The organism is Pseudomonas sp. F2 (assembly GCF_057174385.1).
Map to the genome: position 1 here is coordinate 2172827 of NZ_CM169904.1, position 18802 is coordinate 2191628.

The window sequence follows — 18802 nt, forward strand, 5'->3', positions numbered from 1 at the left end:
GGGAGCAAGCTCCCTCGCCACACGGTTAATGCTAACCTGCGAGCACCGTCCTCCCCGGAGTGCTGAGCATGCTCGACAGCCCGACCCGCGAACACTTCAACACCCTGTGCCAGGCCATGGCCGATGGCGATTTTCTGGTGCTGACCGGCGCCGGCATCAGCACGCCATCGGGCATTCCGGATTACCGCGATAACGAAGGTGTGCGCCGGGGCCGGCAACCGATGATGTATCAGGAATTTCTCGCCGCTCCCGAATCCCGCCGCCGCTATTGGGCGCGGGCCATGCTTGGCTGGCCCCGGGTGCGTCAGGCGCAACCCAACGCGGCGCATACAGCACTGGCGGATTTGCAGCGCCAGGGACGGATCAGCGCCTTGATCACACAGAACGTCGACACCCTGCATGATCAGGCCGGCAGTCAGGATGTGATCGAATTGCACGGCAGCCTGCACCGGGTGCTGTGCCTGGATTGCGGCCAACGCAGTGCGCGCGATGAGATTCAGCAACGCATGGTCGAGCAGAATCCGTATCTGGCCGGGGTCGATGCAGTGCAGGCGCCGGACGGCGATACCCTGCTCGATCCGGCCTTCGAGGCGCGCTTTCAGACGCCGCAGTGCCCGTATTGCGACGGGGAGCGGATGAAGCCGGACGTGGTGTTCTTTGGCGAGAACGTGGCGCAGCCGACGGCGGCGCGGGCCATGGCCGCAGCGGAAAAAGCCGAGGGTTTGCTGGTGGTGGGTTCGTCGCTGATGGCGTATTCAGCGTTCCGTCTGTGCCGGGTGATCGCCGATCGCGGCAAGCCGATGCTGGCGATCAATCTGGGCAAGACCCGGGCCGATGATCTGTTGGATCTGAAGATCGAGGCGTCATGCGAACAACTGCTGCCGTTGCTGGCGCAACACTTATCTACCTGAATACCGAAAATCCCTGTAGGAGTTGCCGAAGGCTGCGATCTTTTGGCTTTGTCTTTTAGAAGCAAGATCAAAAGATCGCAGCCTTCGGCAACTCCTACAGGGATGGGATCTCAGTTCAGGGTTCAGTGTTCGGCTTTGAGGATGTCGAACAGTGCCTGCGCCGCTGCCGACAGTTCATTGCCGGGCTCGGTCAGCACGCCAATCGCTCGCTCCACTGAATCATTCAAGGTCAGGCAATGCGCGCCCAGTTCGAGCATCTGCTCGGCACACAACGCCGGCACTGCACTCACTCCCAGGCCGCTGGCGACCATGCGCCCGACGGTTGCCAGTTGATGGCTTTCGAACTCCACCGGGAGCTTCATGCCCCGGGCCAGCAAGTGTTCTTCGAGCATCACCCGCACTGTCGACGGCCGTTGCAGGGTGATGAACGGTTCCTGCAGCAAGGTCTGCCAGTCGATTTCGCCAAGCCTGGCCAGCGCTGAATCTTGCGGCACCACCGCGACAAAGCGGTCCATGTACAGCGGCGTGAACGTCAGCGAGGTGTTCTGCATCGGCTCGAACGCGACACCCAGTTCCACGTGGCGGTCGCGCACCATTTCCAGCACTTGTTCGTTGATCACGTCGTTGACCGTGACATTGACGTTTGGATAGCGCGCGCGAAACGTCTTGAGGATCGGCGGCAACAGGTTGCCGGCAAACGACGGCATCGCCGCCAGCGTCACCCGTCCGCGTTGCAGACTGAAACGCTGGCGCATTTCGTCTTCGGCGTTGTCCCAATCGGCGATCAGGCGCCGAGCCAGCGGCAGCAGCGATTCACCCTCGGCGGTCAGCGCCACATTGCGCGTGTTGCGACTGAACAACCGCCCGCCCAAACCCTCTTCCAGCGCCTTGATGGTCAGGCTCAGCGCCGATTGCGACAAGTGCAGACGCTCGCAGGCCACGGCGAAACTCAGGCTCTGGGCCACGGCGAGGAAGGCGCGGATCTGTTTGATGGTCATACTGGATAACGCCCTGTTAGCGATATTGCCGAGTAAACGCCGTATCCATGTAGGAGCTGCCGCAGGCTGCGATCTTTTGATGTTGTTTTTTAGGATCAAGATCAAAAGATCGCAGCCTGCGGCAGCTCCTACAGGGTAACAGCCGAAATTATTGAGTTTTATCTATTAATCAACCTTAAAAATCAACTTAACAAATATATCCTCCAGCGCGACACTCCAGTCATTCGGCTAGCCAGCCGCCCGACAAACAATAAAAGAGGTGCATATGGCAGGTTTCGACAAGCGCGTGAGTTCCTACGAGGAGGCCATGGCGGGTCTTGAAGACGGCATGACCGTGATTGCCGGCGGCTTCGGCCTGTGTGGCATCCCGGAAAACCTGATCGCCGAGATCAAGCGCAAAGGCACCCGCGATCTCACCGTGGTCTCCAATAACTGCGGCGTCGACGGTTTCGGCCTCGGTGTGCTGCTGACTGACCGCCAGATCAGCAAAGTGATCGCCTCCTACGTCGGCGAAAACAAATTGTTCGAAGAGCAGCTGCTCAAGGGCGACATTGAAGTCATCCTGACCCCGCAAGGCACCCTCGCCGAGAAAATGCGCGCAGGCGGCGCCGGTATCCCGGCCTTCTTCACCGCCACCGGCGTCGGCACCCCGGTCGCCGAAGGCAAGGAAGTGCGTGAATTCAACGGGCGCAAGTACCTGATGGAAGAATCCATCACTGGCGACTTCGCCATCGTCAAAGGCTGGAAAGCCGACCATTTCGGTAACGTCATCTACCGTCACACCGCGCAGAACTTCAACCCGCTGGCGGCCACCGCCGGCAAGATCACCGTGGTCGAAGTCGAAGAAATCGTCGAGCCCGGCGAACTGGATCCGTCGCAGATCCACACCCCCGGCATCTACGTCGACCGGGTCATTTGCGGCACGTTCGAAAAGCGCATCGAACAGCGCACCATCCGCAAATAACTCAGGCTGACGGAGAATAAGAACATGGCACTTACCCGCGAACAAATGGCTCAGCGCGTCGCCCGCGAAATGCAGGACGGCTACTACGTGAACCTCGGTATCGGCATTCCGACCCTGGTCGCCAACTACATTCCCGACGGCATGGAAGTCATGCTGCAATCGGAAAACGGCCTGCTCGGCATGGGCCCGTTTCCGACTGAAGACACCATCGATGCCGACATGATCAACGCCGGCAAGCAGACCGTCACCGCGCGCATCGGCGCATCGATCTTCAACTCCGCCGAATCCTTCGCGATGATCCGCGGCGGGCATGTCGACCTGACCGTGCTCGGCGCGTTCGAGGTCGACGTCGAAGGCAACATCGCCTCGTGGATGATTCCCGGCAAACTGGTCAAGGGCATGGGCGGCGCGATGGATCTGGTGGCCGGTGCCGACAACATCATCGTGATCATGACCCACGCCTCCAAGGACGGTGAGTCCAAACTGCTGAGCAAATGCAGCCTGCCGCTGACTGGCGCCGGCTGCATCAAGCGCGTACTGACCGACCTCGCCTACCTGGAAATCGAAAATGGCGCTTTTGTCCTCAAGGAACGCGCACCTGGCGTCAGCGTCGAGGAAATCGTCGCCAAAACCGCTGGTAAACTGATCGTCCCGGATCACGTACCGGAAATGCAGTTCGCTGCCCAGTGAGGAATTCGAAAATGCAAGACGTCGTAATTGTTGCCGCCACGCGCACCGCGATCGGCAGTTTCCAAGGGTCTCTGGCCAGCGTGTCCGCGGTGGATCTGGGCGCTGCGGTGATCCGTCAGTTGCTGGAACAGACCGGTCTGGACGGTGCGCAGGTCGATGAAGTGATCATGGGCCAGGTGCTGACCGCCGGCGCTGGGCAGAACCCGGCGCGTCAGGCGGCGATCAAGGCCGGCCTGCCCCATGCCGTGCCAGCCATGACCCTGAACAAGGTCTGTGGCTCGGGCCTCAAAGCCCTGCACTTGGGCGCGCAGGCGATTCGTTGTGGCGATGCCGAGGTGATCATCGCGGGCGGTCAGGAGAACATGAGCCTGTCCAACTATGTGATGCCGGGTGCTCGCACCGGTCTGCGCATGGGTCACGCGCAAATCGTCGACACCATGATCAGCGATGGTCTGTGGGATGCGTTCAACGATTACCACATGGGCATCACTGCCGAGAATCTGGTCGATCAATACCAGATCAGTCGCGAGCAGCAGGACGCCTTTGCCGCCGCTTCGCAGCGCAAGGCCGCCGCAGCCATCGAAGCCGGGCGTTTCGTCGATGAAATCACCCCGATTCTGATCCCGCAGCGCAAAGGTGATCCGGTCGCGTTCAAGGTCGACGAACAACCGCGCGGCGACACCACCGCCGAATCGCTGGCCAAACTGCGTCCGGCGTTCAAGAAGGATGGCAGCGTCACCGCCGGCAATGCCTCCTCGCTGAACGACGGCGCCGCCGCCGTCATCCTGATGAGCGCCGAGAAAGCCAAGGCTCTGGGCCTGCCGGTGCTGGCGAAAATTGCGGCTTACGCCAATGCGGGCGTGGACCCGGCGATCATGGGCATCGGCCCGGTCTCGGCCACCCGTCGCTGCCTCGACAAGGCAGGCTGGAACATCGGTCAACTGGACCTGATCGAAGCCAACGAAGCCTTCGCCGCACAATCACTGGCGGTGGCCAAGGATCTGCAATGGGATCTGGACAAGGTCAACGTCAACGGCGGCGCCATCGCCCTCGGTCACCCGATCGGTGCGTCGGGCTGCCGGGTGCTGGTGACCTTGCTGCACGAGATGCTCAAGCGTGATGCGAAAAAAGGTCTGGCGACCTTGTGCATCGGCGGCGGTCAGGGTGTGGCGCTGGCGCTGGAACGCCCTTAACAATCGAGTTCATCGGCGGGCGGCGGATCCACGACATCCGCTGCTCGCTGGCAACAAAAAAACCGGTGCGACTTGCGTTGCACCGGTTTTTTTTGCCTGAATTTTGTGTCGATCTTCAGGGCCCCATCGCTGGCAAGCCAGCTCCCACAGGGTCTTGGGGTATACAAAGAATTTGAATCCACCCTCAATCACTGTGGGAGCTGGCTTGCCAGCGATGAGGCCGGTTCAGGCAGCACAAAACATGGCTCACACCACCATCTGCAGAATCAACCAGGCATTCGCCCCACTGATCACCACAAACAATCCCCACGCCAGCACCCGGGTCGGCAGCCGATTCACAAACGGCCCCATCAGTTGTTTGTCGCTGGTCATGCGAATCAACGGGTACAGCGCAAATGGCAGCTGCAGGCTTAACACCACCTGACTCAACACCAGCAATTTGCCCACCGCGTTATCGCCCATCAGCCACACGCCAATGAATGCCGGGATCAACGCCAGCCCACGCGTGATCAAACGCCGCTGCCAGCAGGGAATCCGCAGGTTCAGGTAACCCTCCATGATTACCTGCCCGGCGATGGTCCCGGTGAACGTCGAGCTCTGCCCCGACGCCAGCAACGCGACGCCGAACAGCACACTGGCCAGCGCGCCACCGACCAGCGGGTCGAGCAGGTGGTAGGCGTCCTGAATGTCGACCACGTCGGTATGCCCCGACTGATGAAAAGCGGCCGCCGCCAGAATCAGGATCGCCGCGTTGACCAGCAGCGCCAGCGCCAGCGAGCCAATGGTGTCGATGCGCGCCAGGTTCACCGCGTCCTGCTTGCTGGCCAGATCCTTGCCGATCATCCGCGTTTGCACAATCGAGGTGTGCAGGTAAAGGTTGTGCGGCATCACCGTCGCGCCAAGAATACCGATCGCCAGGTACAGCGGCGCAGCATCGCTGATCGCCGAGAGCGACGGTTTGAATCCGGCGAACACCTGCGGCCAGTAAGGTTTGATCAGCACCAGCTCAACGAAGAAACACACGCCGATGGTCGCCACTAGCACCAGCATGATTGCCTCCAGCCGACGGAAGCCACGGTTCTGCAGAGCCAGCACCAGCAGCGTATCGAAGGCAGTCAGGGCAATGCCGAAGGTCAGCGAACAACTCAGCAATAAATGGAAGGCCAAGGCACAGCCGAGCACTTCGGCCAGATCGGTGGCGATGATCGAGATTTCCGCCAGCACCCATTGCAGGCGCGCGGTCGGGGTGCTGTAGCGCTCACGGGACAATTGCGCGAGATCGCGGCCGGTGGCGATGCCCAGCCGCGAGCAGAGGCATTGCACGACCATTCCCGCCAGGCTCGCCAGCAACACCACGAACAGCAGGCTGTAACCAAAACGCGAACCGGCCTCGATGGCGGTCGCCCAGTTACCGGGGTCCATGTAGCCGATCGACACCAACAGGCCGGGACCGGCAAAACGCAGCACGCGTTTGAAGAACGAAGCGTTCGGATCGACCGCGACGCTGCCGGCTACTTCTGGCGGGCAGAACGGCGCAGTGGCGATTTTGGGTAAGCTGAATTTCACGCACACATCCAGAAACAAGTTCGAAAGACGCAGCTTAGAGGTTTCAGTTGAACCCTTGAAGAGCAAAAGATCGCAGCCTTCGGCAGCTCCTGCATTGGAATGCATATCCTGTAGGCGCTGCCGAAGGCTGCGATCTTTTGCTCTTAACGACTCATACCCAGTAACTGCTCGCGCAATTCGGGATTACGAGTACGCGGATCCAGCCAGATATCGAAAAACGCCCGGGCAAATTGCGGATCATCAATTTCGTGCTGCAACTGCTGCCCGACAAAGAATCGCGCACCCTGCCCCGGCAGGTATACGCCGGTAATCCGTGTGCCCGCCTGCACATCGACGAACGATTGCTGCATTTGTCCTTGCCACCTGGCCAGTTGCGCGGGACTGACGCCCGAGCCTGCCAGCCGTTTGATTTCATCGACACTGGCCTGCACCAGATCATCGCGCGAGATCTCGCGCCGGTAGATCAGCTCCAGGGCGAAGGGCTGTTCGGTCGACAATGGGCGTGCCGCGCTCCACAACCGGGCGTTGTAGACGTCGAAGCCGAACACGCTGAAATCGCCGGTGCCGATGATTTGCGCGCCGGGCACCGCGTCCTGCCAATTGGCCCAGGTCGGTGTGAGTAACAACGCCCACAAGCCGATGCCACAGCACCCACGCAGCAACTTCGATGGTTTGTTCATTGCGGCATCGACCCCGGTATACCCTGATCTTCAGAGCATAGCGGATATCACTCGCGCACTTTGTATACAAAAATTGTCGATCAATGCAGCAATCGGTTACCGTGGCCGTTCAATCCCCCGGAGGCCTCCCGCGTGCTGATCCTCAAATTACTGCTGATCCCCGGTTTCCTGCTGCTGATTTCCCTCGCTGGCAAGCGCTGGGGGCCGAGCGTCGCCGGTTGGCTGTCGGGATTGCCAGTGGTGGTCGGGCCGATTCTGTTTTTCCTCGCCATCGAACAGGGGCCGTCGTTTGCTGCGCAATCGGCGGTCGCGGCACTGTCGGCGATGTTCGCCATGATCGCCTTCTGCATCACCTACGCGCAGGTGGCGCAGCGGGCGAACTGGCCATGGGCGCTGACGATTTCCCTGGCAGTGTGGGCGGTGCTGGCGCTGGTGTTGTCGCTGATTCCGTCGTCACTGACGTTCTCCGTCGCGGCGGCGGCCACTGCCCTGCTCGCCGCGCCGTACCTGTTCCCCAATGTGCAACCGGTGCTGAACGGCCCGGCACCGAAATCGGACAAACTGCTCTGGCGAATGATTGCCGGCGCGGCGCTGACGCTGTTGGTGACGATGCTCGCCAGTACCGTGGGCGAACGCTGGAGCGGTCTGCTCGCGGTGTTCCCGGTGCTCGGCAGTGTGATGGCGGTGTTTTCTCAGCAGACCCGTGGCCCGGCATTTACCGCGGCATTGCTGCGGGCGACGGCGACGGGCATGTACTCGTTTTCGGCGTTTTGTCTGGCGTCGGCGCTGACCCTGCCAAGCCTCGGCCTCAGCGGATTCCTCGCCGGTGTCGCGGTGTCGGTGGCCATGCTCGGGGTCACCCGCAAACTGCTGGCCCGACCTGTTCCGGCAAAAAACCGTACTTCCGAGGCTGATGCGAACACCTGACAAACCGCGCTGGAATGCCAGGCATGCTCCGTGGGATCATCGCCGCCCTGGCGCGACCATCCCTCGGAGATTCACATGTCATTGCTCAGCAAGAAAGCCGTCGTCCTGTTGCTGGCGGCGGTCGCCGGTCTCGGCGCCCTCAACGCCCAGGCAGCCAAGCCCAAGGAAAAGGCCTCGACCAACAACGTGTCGATGCTCGACGGCAAGTTCACCTTCGTCCTGCCCAAAGGCTTCACCGCCGACCCGCTGCCAGCCGGGCCGACCGGTGCCAAAGGCACGATGTACACCAATCAGGCGACCAAGACCGTGGTCATCGCCGCGGAAAACCAGATCGCCGGTGGCACCAGCGTGAAGGACAACGACAACGAATTTCTCGACGGCAGCCTGGCAAGTTTCATCGATGACCAGCGCAAGGCGCTGCCGGACTTCAACAAGCTCACAGAAAAGAGTCTGACCCAGAAAAGCAGCGGCCTCGGCGTGCGTCAGGTCGACAGTACTGCCACCCAAGGCGGCGGCCAGACACTCAATACCACCCTGCTCGCCGCCTCCGGCAAACGCATGGCCTTGGTCCAGGTGATTTCCCGGGCCAGCGACAAAAGCGGTCACGATGCGCTGGTGAAAACCATCCTCAAGGACAAGTGACCGTCATGGGTTGAGCTGCTGCAGCCAGGCGTTCAAGTCACGCAGCTCGGCCGCGCTGATGCTGTGGCCGACGCCGGGATAGGCGTGAAACTCGGGCTTATAGGCGAGTTTCTGCAGCAGCGTATTGGCCTCGGTGCCGTCGCGGTACGGCACTCGATCATCGGCGGTGCCATGGCCGATGAAGATGTGCAGCGGCAGCGGTGGCTGCTCGGCTTTTAGTTCGGTTTTCAACACCGGCAACAGCCGTCCGCTCAACGCCGCAATCCCGCCGACCGCCACCGGCGGACGCAAGCCCACTTCGTAGGTCATCATCGCGCCCTGACTGAAACCGATCAGGTACACCTTGTCCGGGCTGGCGTGATATTTCTGCGCCGCCTGCGCGACAAACTCCCGCAACTTCTGGCCGCTGGCCTGCAGATCATCGGTCTCGCCGTTGTAAGCCCCTTCGCCTTTCTTGCGAAACCACTGGAAACGTCCTTCGCCCAACGCCAGCGGCGCCTGCACCGAGAGGTAGTTGTACTGCGCCGGCAGCTGAAATTTCATACCGATCAGATCGGCTTCGTTACTGCCGTAGCCGTGCAGGAATATCACCAGTGGTCGAGTGTCCGCGTCCGGGTGGACCTGTTCGATGTATTTCAGTGGCAAGTCGCTTTGCAGCGTGGTTTGCGCATGCACGGCGCTGGACGCCAGCAGGGTTAACAGGGCAAACGCCTTCAACATAGAGCCTTCCTTCACGGAGTGTCGGGTTCGGGGCAGCCTAACATTGTCTGAACGTTGTGGTGTCGCGGATGCCGCCATCGCTGGCAAGCCAGCTCCCACAGTGATCGGTGGTGTTCACAAAACCTGTGGGAGCTGGCTTGCCAGCGATGAGGCCAGCAAAAACACCGGAGTTCTATCAGTCGTTGATCAACTTGCCCACCCGAATCGGCTCACGCCCCGCCACTTTGGCCTGCCAGATTCCCGGCTGGGTGTAACGCCCACGATCAATCGCAAACAGCACGCCGCTGGTGCCGGCGCGGACGGTGGTGAGGCGGTCATTCAACGGGTCCACCACCTCGAACAACGCATCGCCCTGCTCGACCCACTCCCCGGCATTACGCAGGAAACTGACCACGCCGTGGTGCGGCGCGAACAGGTATTCGGTGCCTTCGAACGGCATGCCTTCGCAGCACTCGCTCGGGGCCGCCGGCCATTCGCCGCTGATGAACCCCTGCTCGGCGAGAAAGCCGAGTATCGCTTCGCAATTGGCCTGCGCCAGATCTACCCGGGTATCGCCCATACTGCCCAGTTCCAGGGTGGTGGCAAGGTTCGCCGGGGGAATCGCCGCGTTCGGAAACGCCCGCGCCAGACGCAGCCACGGCGATGAGCACGACTCGTCGAACGAACTGCCGCCGGAGTCTTCACACAACAGTGCAACGCCGGCCTGCAGTCGCGCCGCCAGCGATTGCCAGCGCGGCCAGTGTTGCGGCAGCGCGTAGAGGTGAATCGCCGCCTCAAAATCGCAATGCAGATCCAGAGTGATGTCGGCGTCGCAGGCATGGCGCAGCAGCAAGCGGTGCAGAGCTTCCAGCTGCGAGGCCGGGGCCGGCAGTTCATCGAGCACCTGGCCCATGGTTTGCCGGATCAACGCTATGTTGGCCTCGGCATCGCTGCCCAGCCGCTCGCCGATGCGCGCCGCCACTGGCGCGCTGAGTTCGACAAACGCGCGGTTGAAATTCTTTCCGCTGCCCAGCTCGAAGCGGCCCATGTGGCTGCCTTGCAAATGCTGATCGAGCCCGATCGGGTTGGCCACCGGCACCAACTCGATCACCCCTTGCAGACGGCCCTGCTGTTCCAGCGCATTCAGGCGTTGCTTGAGTTCCCATGCGGTGCGCATGCCCGGCAGTTCGTCGGCGTGCAGACTGGCCTGGATGTAGACCTTGCGGCTGCCCGCGCCGTAACGGAAGACGCTGAGGGAACGTTCGCTGCCCAAGTGGCTCCAGGGCAGGACATGGTCGATGCGTTGCATGGGAAAACTCCTGCAGTCTGGTAGATCTGGATCGATGAGATCCCTGTGGGAGCGAGCTTGCTCGCGAATGCAACCTGACAGTCAATAAAGATGTTGAATGTTAAACCGCATTCGCGAGCAAGCTCGCTCCCACAGTGAATCTCCGCCGTAGAAAGAGAGCACAAAAAAAGTGGCCACCGCGCAAACGGGACCACTTTTTTCTACGCCGTATTAATGGCCGTACACGTCAAAGTCGAAGTACTTGTCCTGGACTTTCTTGTACTCGCCATTGGCGCGGATTTCGGTGATGGCCTTGTTGAATTTCTCGGCCAGCTCGGTATCGCCCTTGCGCACCGCAATGCCGGCGCCGCCACCGAAGTACTTGGCGTCTTCGTAGGTCGGGCCGACGAATTCGAAGCCTTTGCCGGCGTCGGTCTTCAGGAAACCGTCGCTGAGGTTGACCGAGTCGGCCAGCATCGCGTCCAGACGACCGGATTTCATATCCAGGTTGGCTTCCTGTTGCGAACCGTAGCGCACCACTTCGAACCCGGCGTCCTTGGCGATGTCGGTGGCGTAGCGGTCGTGGGTACTGGCGCGCAGTACGCCGACTTTCTTGCCCTTGAGTTCGGTCAGCGGGTCTTTGACACCCGAGCCTTCCTTCATCACGAAGCGCGCCGGGGTGTGGTAGTACTTGATGGTGAAATCGACGTTCTTCTTGCGGTCGTCGGTGATGGTCATCGAGGACAGGATCGCGTCGATCTTCTTCACTTTGAGTGCCGGGATCAGGCCATCGAACTCCTGCTCGACCCACACGCATTTAACGTCCATCTGTTTGCACAGCGCATCGCCGATGTCGACATCGAACCCGGTGAGCTTGCCGTCAGCGGTTTTCATCGAGAATGGCGGGTAAGCGGCTTCGATCCCCAGACGAATCGGTTTGGCGTCTTCGGCGACAGCGGTCAGGGACAACATCGACAGTGCCAGGGCACCGAACATCACTAGCTTCTTCATTTATTACTCCTGTGTGCGGAGGCTTTTATTGGCAGCTTTCGATTGGCGTTCGGTCATGGCCATCAAGTAGCAAAAACCGAAGTGGACGGCAGTCTATGGCGGCGCGCACAGGGTAAATTGTGTTTAGGCGACAAATACTTACAGAACATCGGCGCACGCGTTGACCGGGATCAACGGTGCGCCGACATGGTGCAAAGGCTGTAGGACAAATCTTTGAAAATGACAAAAATTGCCTTTGTAGGAGCTGCCGAAGGCTGCGATCTTTTGCTCTTTAAAAGTCAAAAGATCGCAGCCTTCGGCAGCTCCTACAAAAGCATTCAGCATTCACATCCAATAGGCGCCTTGGCGGCTTGAGTAGTACTCAAGCTGAAGCCCTCATCGAGCCAGCCGCACACGCCACCGATCATCTCCTTGACCGGATAACCCAGCGCCGCCAGTTTCACCGCTGCCTTGTTGGCGCCGTTGCAGTGCGGACCTGCGCAATAGACCACGAACAATGTGTCCTTGGCGTAAGTCGACAAGGCTTCGGGCGTCAACAACCGCGTCGGAATATTGATCGCGCCCGGTACATGACCGCGCTCGAACGCCAGCGAACCACGCACATCGACTAGGACAAAATCGACCTCACCGGCCTCCTGGCTGCTGAAGACGTCGGAACAATCGGTTTCATAGGTCAGACGATTGCTGAAGTGCATCAGGGCAATCGCCGACGGCGCAGCAGGCATTTCGCGAACCAGGCTGGGCATGTTGTGGAGCTCCTGTATCAGTTGGGGTGTGAACAGACTTTATCGGGCCGTCACTTGGCGCTACAGTGGCGCGCAAGACACTCACCGGGAACTTTCCGCCAAATGCCTGATTCACCTGGATTGGTCGCGATTCTGGCCTACGACGGCCTCTGTACCTTCGAGTTCGGGATTGCCGTGGAAATCTTCGGCCTCGCCCGGCCGGAGTTCGATTTCCCGTGGTACGAGCACCGCATCGTCGCCGTCGACGCAGGGCCGATGCGCGCCATGGGCGGCATTCACGTCCTGGCCGACGGCGGCCTGGAGCTGCTGGCGCAGGCACGCACCATCATCATTCCCGGTTGGCGTGATCGCGAAGCCCCGGTGCCGCCGGCCCTGCTTGGCGCATTGCGTCAGGCCCACGCCCACGGTGCGCGGCTGCTATCGATCTGTTCAGGGGTGTTCGTGCTGGCCGCAAGCGGCTTGCTCGACGGCCACGGCGCGACCACCCACTGGCGCTACAGCGATGAACTGGCGCGGCGCTTCCCCGCGATTGCGGTGGATCCGGATGTGCTGTACGTCGACTCGGGTCAGTTGATCACCTCGGCCGGCAGCGCCGCCGGGATTGATGCCTGTCTGCATCTGGTGGCCCGCGACTTTGGCACTCAGGTCGCCAATTCGGTGGCGCGGCGGCTGGTGATGTCGCCGCAACGCACCGGCGGCCAGGCGCAATTCATTCCCACGCCTGTCAGCCCGACGCCGCGCAATGATTTGTCACGGGTGATGCAGTGGGCTCGCGAGCGTCTGCACCAACCGCTGGAAGTGCGCGATCTGGCGAGCGAAGCGGCGATGAGCGAGCGCACGTTTCTGCGGCGATTCAGCGAGGCCAGCGGGCAATCGCCCAAGGCGTGGCTGCAACACGAACGCCTGGCGCGGGCGCGGGAACTGCTGGAAAGCACAGCGCACAACAGCGAACAGATTGCCGAGCGCTGTGGTTACCGATCAGTGGAAAGTTTTCGCGTGGCATTTCGCAGCGTGGTCGGGGTGCCGCCGTCGGTGTATCGGGAGCGGTTTGGGCGTGGGGTCAAAGCGATATCCTGAGGTGAGTTTCCGGACGCCTTCGCTGGCAAGCCAGCTCCCACAGGTTTGGCGTCGTACACACAACTTATTTCAACCCGAAAACCTGTGGGAGCGGGCTTGCCCGCGATGAGGCCCGAACCGACACCCGACAATTCAGGGCTTGCGCAACAGATAGGTATCCATGATCCACCCATGCTCGGCCCGCGCCGCTTTGCGCGTGCGCTCGATCTGATCCGCAACATCCTCAAGCTTGCCGCTGATCAGAAGCTCATCCGGCGTGCCCAGGTAGGCCCCCCAGTAAATCTCGGTCTGCTGATCCGCCACATGACGGTAGGAATCTTCAGCGTCGAGCATCACCACCAGGCTGTCCGTGTCACTCACCTGCCCCGCCGCCAGACGCCGGCCCGTGGTGATTTCGACAGACCGGCCAATGCTGTTCAACGGCACTTTATGCTGCGCGGCCAGTGCCTGAACGCTGGTAATCCCGGGGATCACTTCAAACTCGAACGCACAGCGGCCTGATGCCAGAATCGCCTGCAGGATACGAATCGTACTGTCGTACAGCGCCGGATCGCCCCACACGAGGAAACCACCGCAGTCGTTGTCAGCCAATTCTTCATTGATCAGCCGCTCGAAGGTTTCCTGCTTTGCACGGTTCAGATCTTCGACCGCGCGGGTGTAGTCCACGTCGCCACGCTCACGCTCAGGGCTGTGAGCTTCGACGAAACGATAGGCAGGATCGGTGATGTAGCGCTCACAGATGTCGCGACGCAGATCGATCAGTTTGTCCTTGCGCGGGCCTTTGTCCATCAGAAAAAACACGTCTACCCGGTTGAGCGCTTTCACCGCCTGCAGGGTGATGTAGTCGGGGTTGCCGGCGCCGATGCCGATGACCAGCAGTCGTTTCATCACTGTGCTCCCACACGAACGCTACTCGGCAAGCGTAGCCGCCAGATCCCGTTGAACCGCAGTTCAACGACTGACAGCGGCTCAACATCAATCGCGTTGAACGCTACGCCCTGCACCACCTGCATCAATGCAGCCCGCACCACGAAAGGATGGGTGATGGCGACGATAGGACCCGGCACGCCTTGCAGGCTGGCCAGCCACGCCGCCACGCGTTCGCCCAATTGCGTCACCGACTCGCCGCCATGGGGTGCCGCCTGCGGATCACTGATCCATGCCTGCAAAGCCCCGGCCTCGCGCAGTTGCAGATCCTTGATCGCTTGTCCGTGCCAGCGCCCCATATCGCAATCGCGCAGCGCTTCGTCCACCTGCGGCGCCGCACCGAACCACTCGGCGGTCTGGCGCGTACGCAATTCCGGCCCGCACAGCAGATGGCGGGCGCTGGCGAATTGTGTGGTCAACGCAGCGAGCTCTGATGGCGGATTTTCAACCGGCTCGTTCGTAGGAAAACGCGACAATTTCTGTGCGACGGTTCGAGCGTGGCAGATCAAAGTCAAACAGGTGGATTGCACAGGGTTGCACTCGCTGAACATCGGTTGAATCGGCGGCAAACCGCCGGTTTTGCGGCAATTGTGCCGCAAAACCGGGCGGCCCGGGGGACCTCGCGAGCCAGGACGTTACCCCGGCGAGCGTACAAAAACGGCAATGTCTCACACGCCAATAGGCAATGGACTACAAGGGTCGAGGACATCGGTGTAGCCCTTGTGACACAGCTCTTTGAGGTTATTTAAACAGTGAATTCCTACCGCAAAAAATTCACTAGACATGTAACCTGAGTTACATAAATACTGTTTTAACGGATTATGAAACAAATTCAACACCCCCTCATCCAGCAGGAGCCCGGATGCCCCCTCTTAGAGACTTGATCACCGATCCCGGCCTGGAGCTGACGCCGTCGGAGCGCAAAGTGATTCGCGCCCTGCTCGACCAGTATCCACGCAATGGCCTGGGTCCGATGGCGCGTCTGGCCGAACACGCCGGCGTCAGCGATCCGACCATCGTGCGGCTGGTGAAAAAGCTCGGATTCGGCGGTTATGCCGAATTTCAGGACGCCCTGCTCAGCGATATGGACCACCGCCTGCGCTCGCCGCGCACCCTGTTGCAGCCGCGTTCGCACCTGAACAAGGACGACGCCTGGGGCCATTATCTGGCCGATAGCCAACGCCTGCTGGTGGAAACCCAGGTCCTGACCCAGCCCGAAGACATACGCATTCTGCTCGATTGGCTGCTCGAAACGCGGCACCAGATCTACTGCTTCGGCGGACGCTTCAGCAGTCTGATGGCCAACTACCTGCTCAATCACTTGCGTCTGCTGCGCCCCGGCTGCTTTGCCCTGGAAGACAACGCGCAGCTGCCCGACCGCCTGTTCGATCTGCAACGCCAGGACGTGGTGCTGCTGTTCGACTATCGCCGCTATCAGACCCAGGCCTTGCGCGTGGCCAGTGCTGCAAAAAGCCGCAACGCCCGGGTGGTGCTGTTCACCGACATCTATGCCTCACCGCTGCGTGAACTGGCCGACCTGATCATCAGCGCCCCGGTGGAATCGGCTTCGCCGTTCGACACCATGGTGCCAGCGCTGGCCCAGGTCGAAGCTCTGATTGCCTGCCTGACCCTGCGCAGCCCCGATCTGGCCGATCGCCTGGAAGGCATCGACGCCATGCGCAACGAGTTCCACACCCACCTGCTGGAGGATAAATAAGGATGTTCAGTCTTCCCCACCGCTCACCGCGGGACTTGCCGTTCGTCATCGACCACACTGCGTTGCTGCTGGTGGACATGCAGCGTGCCTGGCTCGAACCGCAGTTCGACCCGCACCTGAACGGCCCGGACGCCGAGTATTTCCTGACCCGCACCCACATGCAGGTGGTGCCCAACCAGCGCCGCTTGCTCAGCGCCTTTCGTGAAGCGCGGCAGAACGTGCTGCACACCATTATCGAAAGCCTGACCGCTGACGGCCGCGACCGCTCGCTGGATCACAAACTGTCGGACATGCACCTGCCCAAGGGCAGTGAACAGGCGCGGATCATCGACGACCTGACGCCGGTGGAAAACGAGATCGTGTTACCGAAAACCTCGTCCGGGGTGTTCAACTCGACCAACATCGATTACGTGCTGCGCAACCTCGAAACCCGCCACTTGATCGTCGCCGGCATCGTCACCGACCAGTGCGTCGACATGGCGGTGCGTGATGCCGCCGACCGCGGTTATCTGGTGACGCTGGTCGAAGACGCCTGCGCCACCTACACCCCGGCGCGACATGACGCCTGCCTGAATGCGATCAAGGGCTACTGCTGGATCACCGACACCCAGACGGTGCTCGGCAGGTTGCAGGAGATGCGCCCATGAGCGAGCGCCTGACGCCGTTGCCGATGACCACCATCGTCACCACTGACTTGATCGGCATCACCCGTGGCCGTTCGTTTCCCACCGATCAGCTGGAGCATTATCAAGCGGCCGGGTGCGGCTGGGTGCCGGCCAACAGCGCACTGACGCCTCAGGACATCATCGCCTCGACCAACCCATGGGGCGCCTATGGTGATTTGCGGCTGATCCCTGACTTGAGCAGCCGCGTCACCGTCGGCAACGGCCCGGATGCCGCAGCGCCGGCGCTGGACTTCATCCACGGCGACATTCGCGAAACCGATGGCCGCCCGTGGAGTGCCTGTCCGCGCACGCTGCTGCGCGATGAAATCGAACGTTATCGCGACGACCTCGGCCTGCAGGTCAACGCAGCGTTCGAACATGAATTCAACCTGCATGCCGGCTTCGCCGAACACCTGGCGTTTTCCCTCGAAGCCCAGCGTCAGGGCGCCGAGTTCGGCGGCTGGCTGCTCAGCGCCTTGCGTGCCGGTGGCGTCGAGCCAGAGATGTTTCTGCCGGAATACGGCAAGCATCAATACGAAATCACCTGCCGCCCGACCTGTGGCGTGGCAGCGGCGGACCGTGCGGTCAATGTGCGCGAGATCACCCGTGAAATCGCCCGGCAAATGGGCCTCGACGTCAGCTTCGCGCCGAAAACCAAGGCTGATGCGGTGTGCAACGGTGTGCATTTGCACGTCAGCCTGCTCGACCTGCAAGGTCTGCCGCTGCTCTACGACGCCGGCACCAGCAACGGTCTGTCGACCCTCGGCCAGCATTGGGCGGCGGGGATCCTGCATTATCTGCCAGCGCTGTGTGCATTCACCGCACCGACGCCGGTGTCGTACGAACGCCTGCAGCCGCATCACTGGAGCGCGTCCTACGCGTGTCTGGGGCAGCAGAACCGTGAAGCGGCGTTGCGCATTTGTCCGACCGTGAGCCTGGGCGGCAAATCCGTGGCGGCGCAGTACAACCTCGAATTCCGCGCCATGGACGCCACCGCTTCGCCGCACTTGGCGATGGCCGCGCTGCTGATCGCCGGACGGCTGGGCATCGAACAGCGCCTGGCGCTGAACGCAATCACCGATGAAATACCCGATTCACTCAACGACGAGCAACGCAAGGCCCGGGGCATCGTTGCCCTGCCCGCCTCGCTGGCCCAGGCGCTGGATTGCCTGCGTGACAGTGCAGCCTTCAACCAATGGCTGCCCAAGCCGTTGCTCGACACCTACCACGCCCTTAAAACCGAGGAACTGGCGCTGACGGAACAGCTCTCGCCCGCTGACCTGTGTGAGCACTATGCACGCCTGTACTGAATCCGCCGAGCTGGGGTTGTATACCCGCCCGGTCTACAACCTGAGTCGTGAAGATTCATCGCATCCATTGATCCTGGTGTGTGAGCACGCCAGCCGCTACATCCCCGAAGCCCTGAACAACCTGGGCCTGGACGATGCAGCCGCGCGCGAGCACATCGCCTGGGACATCGGCGCCTTGCAACTGGCTGAAAAGCTTTCGCAGGTGCTCGGGGCGACACTGTTGAGCGCCAACTATTCACGGTTGCTGATCGACCTCAACCGGCCCCGGCATGCCCCCGACAGCATTCCGGCACAGAGCGAGATTTATCAGGTGCCCGGCAATCGCGAGCTGGACGAAGCCACTCGCGAGTACCGGCGCCAGACGCTGTTCAAACCGTTTCACGCCCGGCTGCAAACCCTGATCGACCAACGCGTCGCGCAGGGTCAAGCGGTACGGGTGGTGGGGATTCACAGCTTTACCCCGGTGTATTACGGCCAGCCGCGCCCGCTGGAAGTCGGCGTGTTGTTCGGCCAGGCCAGCGCCTACGCACAACGGCTGATCGACGGCCTCGGCCAGCACCCGTTGAAGGTCGCGGGCAACCAGCCGTACCGGATCGATCCGCTGGGTGACATGACCGTGCCAGTGCACGGCGATGCCCGTGGACTGGAGTCGGTGCTGATCGAAGTGCGCAACGATCTGCTGCGCAGCCCGGAAGCGGTTTCGCTGTGGGCCGAGCGCCTGGCACCGCTGCTGTAACGAATGCAAAGATTGATAACGCGGTAAACGATGGACCGACATAACAACGAAAAAC

At 61.3% G+C, this 18802-nt stretch carries 21 protein-coding genes; 11 read left to right on the forward strand and 10 right to left on the reverse strand.

What is annotated here, in order from left to right; translation table 11 throughout:
* Window positions 1-68 precede the first annotated feature (68 nt).
* The gene (locus tag AC193Q_RS09435; RefSeq protein ID WP_483879440.1) at window positions 69-911 is read left to right on the forward strand and encodes an NAD-dependent protein deacetylase; all 843 of its coding nucleotides are present in this window, start codon (window positions 69-71) and stop codon (window positions 909-911) included.
* A gap of 122 nt (window positions 912-1033) precedes the next feature.
* Here AC193Q_RS09435 and AC193Q_RS09440 read toward each other — a convergent pair whose 3' ends face one another.
* A complete protein-coding gene (locus AC193Q_RS09440) occupies window positions 1034-1909 on the reverse strand; it encodes a LysR family transcriptional regulator (RefSeq protein WP_047293426.1) in 876 nt (291 codons plus the stop codon).
* A 265-nt stretch (window positions 1910-2174) separates the two neighbouring features.
* Here AC193Q_RS09440 and AC193Q_RS09445 point away from each other — a divergent pair, with 265 nt between their 5' ends.
* The 3 genes from AC193Q_RS09445 to AC193Q_RS09455 are packed head-to-tail and all read left to right on the forward strand — an operon-like array spanning window position 2175 to window position 4756.
* Window positions 2175-2873: a CoA transferase subunit A gene (locus tag AC193Q_RS09445; RefSeq protein ID WP_121186122.1), complete on the forward strand. Its 699-nt coding sequence runs from the start codon at window positions 2175-2177 to the stop codon at window positions 2871-2873.
* A gap of 24 nt (window positions 2874-2897) precedes the next feature.
* Window positions 2898-3563 carry a CoA transferase subunit B gene (locus AC193Q_RS09450; RefSeq protein ID WP_047293423.1) on the forward strand — a complete coding sequence of 222 codons (666 nt, stop codon included), beginning with the start codon at window positions 2898-2900 and terminating at the stop codon, window positions 3561-3563.
* A gap of 11 nt (window positions 3564-3574) precedes the next feature.
* The gene (locus tag AC193Q_RS09455) at window positions 3575-4756 is read left to right on the forward strand and encodes an acetyl-CoA C-acetyltransferase (RefSeq protein ID WP_047293421.1); all 1182 of its coding nucleotides are present in this window, start codon (window positions 3575-3577) and stop codon (window positions 4754-4756) included.
* 246 nt (window positions 4757-5002) lie between these two features.
* On the opposite strand, the gene AC193Q_RS09460 is transcribed toward AC193Q_RS09455, so the two are convergent.
* On the reverse strand, window positions 5003-6322 hold the full coding sequence (locus AC193Q_RS09460) for an Nramp family divalent metal transporter (protein WP_483879441.1): 1320 nt from the start codon (window positions 6320-6322) through the stop codon (window positions 5003-5005).
* Between the two features lie 143 nt (window positions 6323-6465).
* The gene (locus AC193Q_RS09465) at window positions 6466-7002 is read right to left on the reverse strand and encodes a chalcone isomerase family protein (RefSeq protein WP_121186126.1); all 537 of its coding nucleotides are present in this window, start codon (window positions 7000-7002) and stop codon (window positions 6466-6468) included.
* A gap of 132 nt (window positions 7003-7134) precedes the next feature.
* Between AC193Q_RS09465 and AC193Q_RS09470 the strand changes: the two genes are divergently transcribed.
* Both AC193Q_RS09470 and AC193Q_RS09475 read left to right on the forward strand, forming a co-directional pair.
* Window positions 7135-7929, forward strand: a complete 795-nt coding sequence (locus AC193Q_RS09470; protein ID WP_483879442.1) for a hypothetical protein — start codon at window positions 7135-7137, stop codon at window positions 7927-7929.
* A gap of 75 nt (window positions 7930-8004) precedes the next feature.
* Window positions 8005-8571 (forward strand): DcrB/PsbP domain-containing protein, encoded by a 567-nt coding sequence (locus tag AC193Q_RS09475; protein ID WP_483879443.1) that lies wholly within the window; start codon window positions 8005-8007, stop codon window positions 8569-8571.
* 3 nt (window positions 8572-8574) lie between these two features.
* Here the strand turns inward: AC193Q_RS09475 and AC193Q_RS09480 are convergent, their stop codons facing one another.
* The 5 genes from AC193Q_RS09480 to AC193Q_RS09500 form a co-directional block, all read right to left on the reverse strand.
* Window positions 8575-9291, reverse strand: coding sequence for an alpha/beta hydrolase (locus AC193Q_RS09480; protein ID WP_483879444.1), 717 nt, complete (start codon window positions 9289-9291; stop codon window positions 8575-8577).
* Window positions 9292-9466: 175 nt separating this feature from the next.
* On the reverse strand, window positions 9467-10579 hold the full coding sequence (locus AC193Q_RS09485; RefSeq protein WP_483879445.1) for a M14 family metallopeptidase: 1113 nt from the start codon (window positions 10577-10579) through the stop codon (window positions 9467-9469).
* Window positions 10580-10789: 210 nt separating this feature from the next.
* Window positions 10790-11569, reverse strand: coding sequence for an ABC transporter substrate-binding protein (locus tag AC193Q_RS09490; protein WP_047293409.1), 780 nt, complete (start codon window positions 11567-11569; stop codon window positions 10790-10792).
* A gap of 138 nt (window positions 11570-11707) precedes the next feature.
* A complete protein-coding gene (locus tag AC193Q_RS09495) occupies window positions 11708-11893 on the reverse strand; it encodes a hypothetical protein (RefSeq protein WP_147438969.1) in 186 nt (61 codons plus the stop codon).
* Window positions 11887-12315 (reverse strand): rhodanese-like domain-containing protein, encoded by a 429-nt coding sequence (locus tag AC193Q_RS09500; protein WP_483879446.1) that lies wholly within the window; start codon window positions 12313-12315, stop codon window positions 11887-11889. Before AC193Q_RS09500 ends, AC193Q_RS09495 begins: the two co-directional genes overlap by 7 nt.
* A gap of 102 nt (window positions 12316-12417) precedes the next feature.
* Between AC193Q_RS09500 and ftrA the strand changes: the two genes are divergently transcribed.
* Window positions 12418-13392, forward strand: coding sequence for a transcriptional regulator FtrA (ftrA, locus tag AC193Q_RS09505; protein ID WP_047293405.1), 975 nt, complete (start codon window positions 12418-12420; stop codon window positions 13390-13392).
* 132 nt (window positions 13393-13524) lie between these two features.
* On the opposite strand, the gene cobF is transcribed toward ftrA, so the two are convergent.
* Together cobF and AC193Q_RS09515 are read right to left on the reverse strand one after the other, a co-directional pair.
* The gene (cobF, locus tag AC193Q_RS09510; RefSeq protein WP_483879447.1) at window positions 13525-14280 is read right to left on the reverse strand and encodes a precorrin-6A synthase (deacetylating); all 756 of its coding nucleotides are present in this window, start codon (window positions 14278-14280) and stop codon (window positions 13525-13527) included.
* Window positions 14280-14870, reverse strand: coding sequence for a histidine phosphatase family protein (locus tag AC193Q_RS09515; protein ID WP_483879448.1), 591 nt, complete (start codon window positions 14868-14870; stop codon window positions 14280-14282). The genes cobF and AC193Q_RS09515 overlap by 1 nt, the downstream gene beginning before the upstream one ends.
* A gap of 311 nt (window positions 14871-15181) precedes the next feature.
* Between AC193Q_RS09515 and AC193Q_RS09520 the strand changes: the two genes are divergently transcribed.
* Genes AC193Q_RS09520 through AC193Q_RS09535 form a run of 4 tightly spaced genes read left to right on the forward strand, consistent with a single transcriptional unit; the run spans window position 15182 to window position 18747 of the window.
* Window positions 15182-16036 (forward strand): MurR/RpiR family transcriptional regulator, encoded by an 855-nt coding sequence (locus AC193Q_RS09520; protein ID WP_483879449.1) that lies wholly within the window; start codon window positions 15182-15184, stop codon window positions 16034-16036.
* Between the two features lie 2 nt (window positions 16037-16038).
* Window positions 16039-16683, forward strand: a complete 645-nt coding sequence (locus tag AC193Q_RS09525; RefSeq protein ID WP_483879450.1) for a cysteine hydrolase family protein — start codon at window positions 16039-16041, stop codon at window positions 16681-16683.
* Window positions 16680-18011, forward strand: a complete 1332-nt coding sequence (locus tag AC193Q_RS09530) for a type I glutamate--ammonia ligase (protein ID WP_401279908.1) — start codon at window positions 16680-16682, stop codon at window positions 18009-18011. The genes AC193Q_RS09525 and AC193Q_RS09530 overlap by 4 nt, the downstream gene beginning before the upstream one ends.
* The gene (locus AC193Q_RS09535) at window positions 17995-18747 is read left to right on the forward strand and encodes an N-formylglutamate amidohydrolase (RefSeq protein ID WP_041074157.1); all 753 of its coding nucleotides are present in this window, start codon (window positions 17995-17997) and stop codon (window positions 18745-18747) included. The genes AC193Q_RS09530 and AC193Q_RS09535 overlap by 17 nt, the downstream gene beginning before the upstream one ends.
* The last annotated feature ends 55 nt before the right edge of the window (window positions 18748-18802 follow it).

Bases quoted from the DNA above. Each gene is read 5' to 3' on its own strand.
- AC193Q_RS09435 (WP_483879440.1), top strand. From the start codon at position 69: ATGCTCGACAGCCCGACCCGCGAACACTTCAACACCCTGTGCCAGGCC.
- AC193Q_RS09440 (WP_047293426.1), bottom strand. From the start codon at position 1,909: ATGACCATCAAACAGATCCGCGCCTTCCTCGCCGTGGCCCAGAGCCTG.
- AC193Q_RS09445 (WP_121186122.1), top strand. From the start codon at position 2,175: ATGGCAGGTTTCGACAAGCGCGTGAGTTCCTACGAGGAGGCCATGGCG.
- AC193Q_RS09450 (WP_047293423.1), top strand. From the start codon at position 2,898: ATGGCACTTACCCGCGAACAAATGGCTCAGCGCGTCGCCCGCGAAATG.
- AC193Q_RS09455 (WP_047293421.1), top strand. From the start codon at position 3,575: ATGCAAGACGTCGTAATTGTTGCCGCCACGCGCACCGCGATCGGCAGT.
- AC193Q_RS09465 (WP_121186126.1), bottom strand. From the start codon at position 7,002: ATGAACAAACCATCGAAGTTGCTGCGTGGGTGCTGTGGCATCGGCTTG.
- AC193Q_RS09475 (WP_483879443.1), top strand. From the start codon at position 8,005: ATGTCATTGCTCAGCAAGAAAGCCGTCGTCCTGTTGCTGGCGGCGGTC.
- AC193Q_RS09480 (WP_483879444.1), bottom strand. From the start codon at position 9,291: ATGTTGAAGGCGTTTGCCCTGTTAACCCTGCTGGCGTCCAGCGCCGTG.
- AC193Q_RS09485 (WP_483879445.1), bottom strand. From the start codon at position 10,579: ATGCAACGCATCGACCATGTCCTGCCCTGGAGCCACTTGGGCAGCGAA.
- AC193Q_RS09490 (WP_047293409.1), bottom strand. From the start codon at position 11,569: ATGAAGAAGCTAGTGATGTTCGGTGCCCTGGCACTGTCGATGTTGTCC.
- AC193Q_RS09495 (WP_147438969.1), bottom strand. From the start codon at position 11,893: ATGCTGAATGCTTTTGTAGGAGCTGCCGAAGGCTGCGATCTTTTGACT.
- AC193Q_RS09500 (WP_483879446.1), bottom strand. From the start codon at position 12,315: ATGCCCAGCCTGGTTCGCGAAATGCCTGCTGCGCCGTCGGCGATTGCC.
- ftrA (WP_047293405.1), top strand. From the start codon at position 12,418: ATGCCTGATTCACCTGGATTGGTCGCGATTCTGGCCTACGACGGCCTC.
- cobF (WP_483879447.1), bottom strand. From the start codon at position 14,280: ATGAAACGACTGCTGGTCATCGGCATCGGCGCCGGCAACCCCGACTAC.
- AC193Q_RS09515 (WP_483879448.1), bottom strand. From the start codon at position 14,870: ATGTTCAGCGAGTGCAACCCTGTGCAATCCACCTGTTTGACTTTGATC.
- AC193Q_RS09520 (WP_483879449.1), top strand. From the start codon at position 15,182: ATGCCCCCTCTTAGAGACTTGATCACCGATCCCGGCCTGGAGCTGACG.
- AC193Q_RS09525 (WP_483879450.1), top strand. From the start codon at position 16,039: ATGTTCAGTCTTCCCCACCGCTCACCGCGGGACTTGCCGTTCGTCATC.
- AC193Q_RS09530 (WP_401279908.1), top strand. From the start codon at position 16,680: ATGAGCGAGCGCCTGACGCCGTTGCCGATGACCACCATCGTCACCACT.
- AC193Q_RS09535 (WP_041074157.1), top strand. From the start codon at position 17,995: ATGCACGCCTGTACTGAATCCGCCGAGCTGGGGTTGTATACCCGCCCG.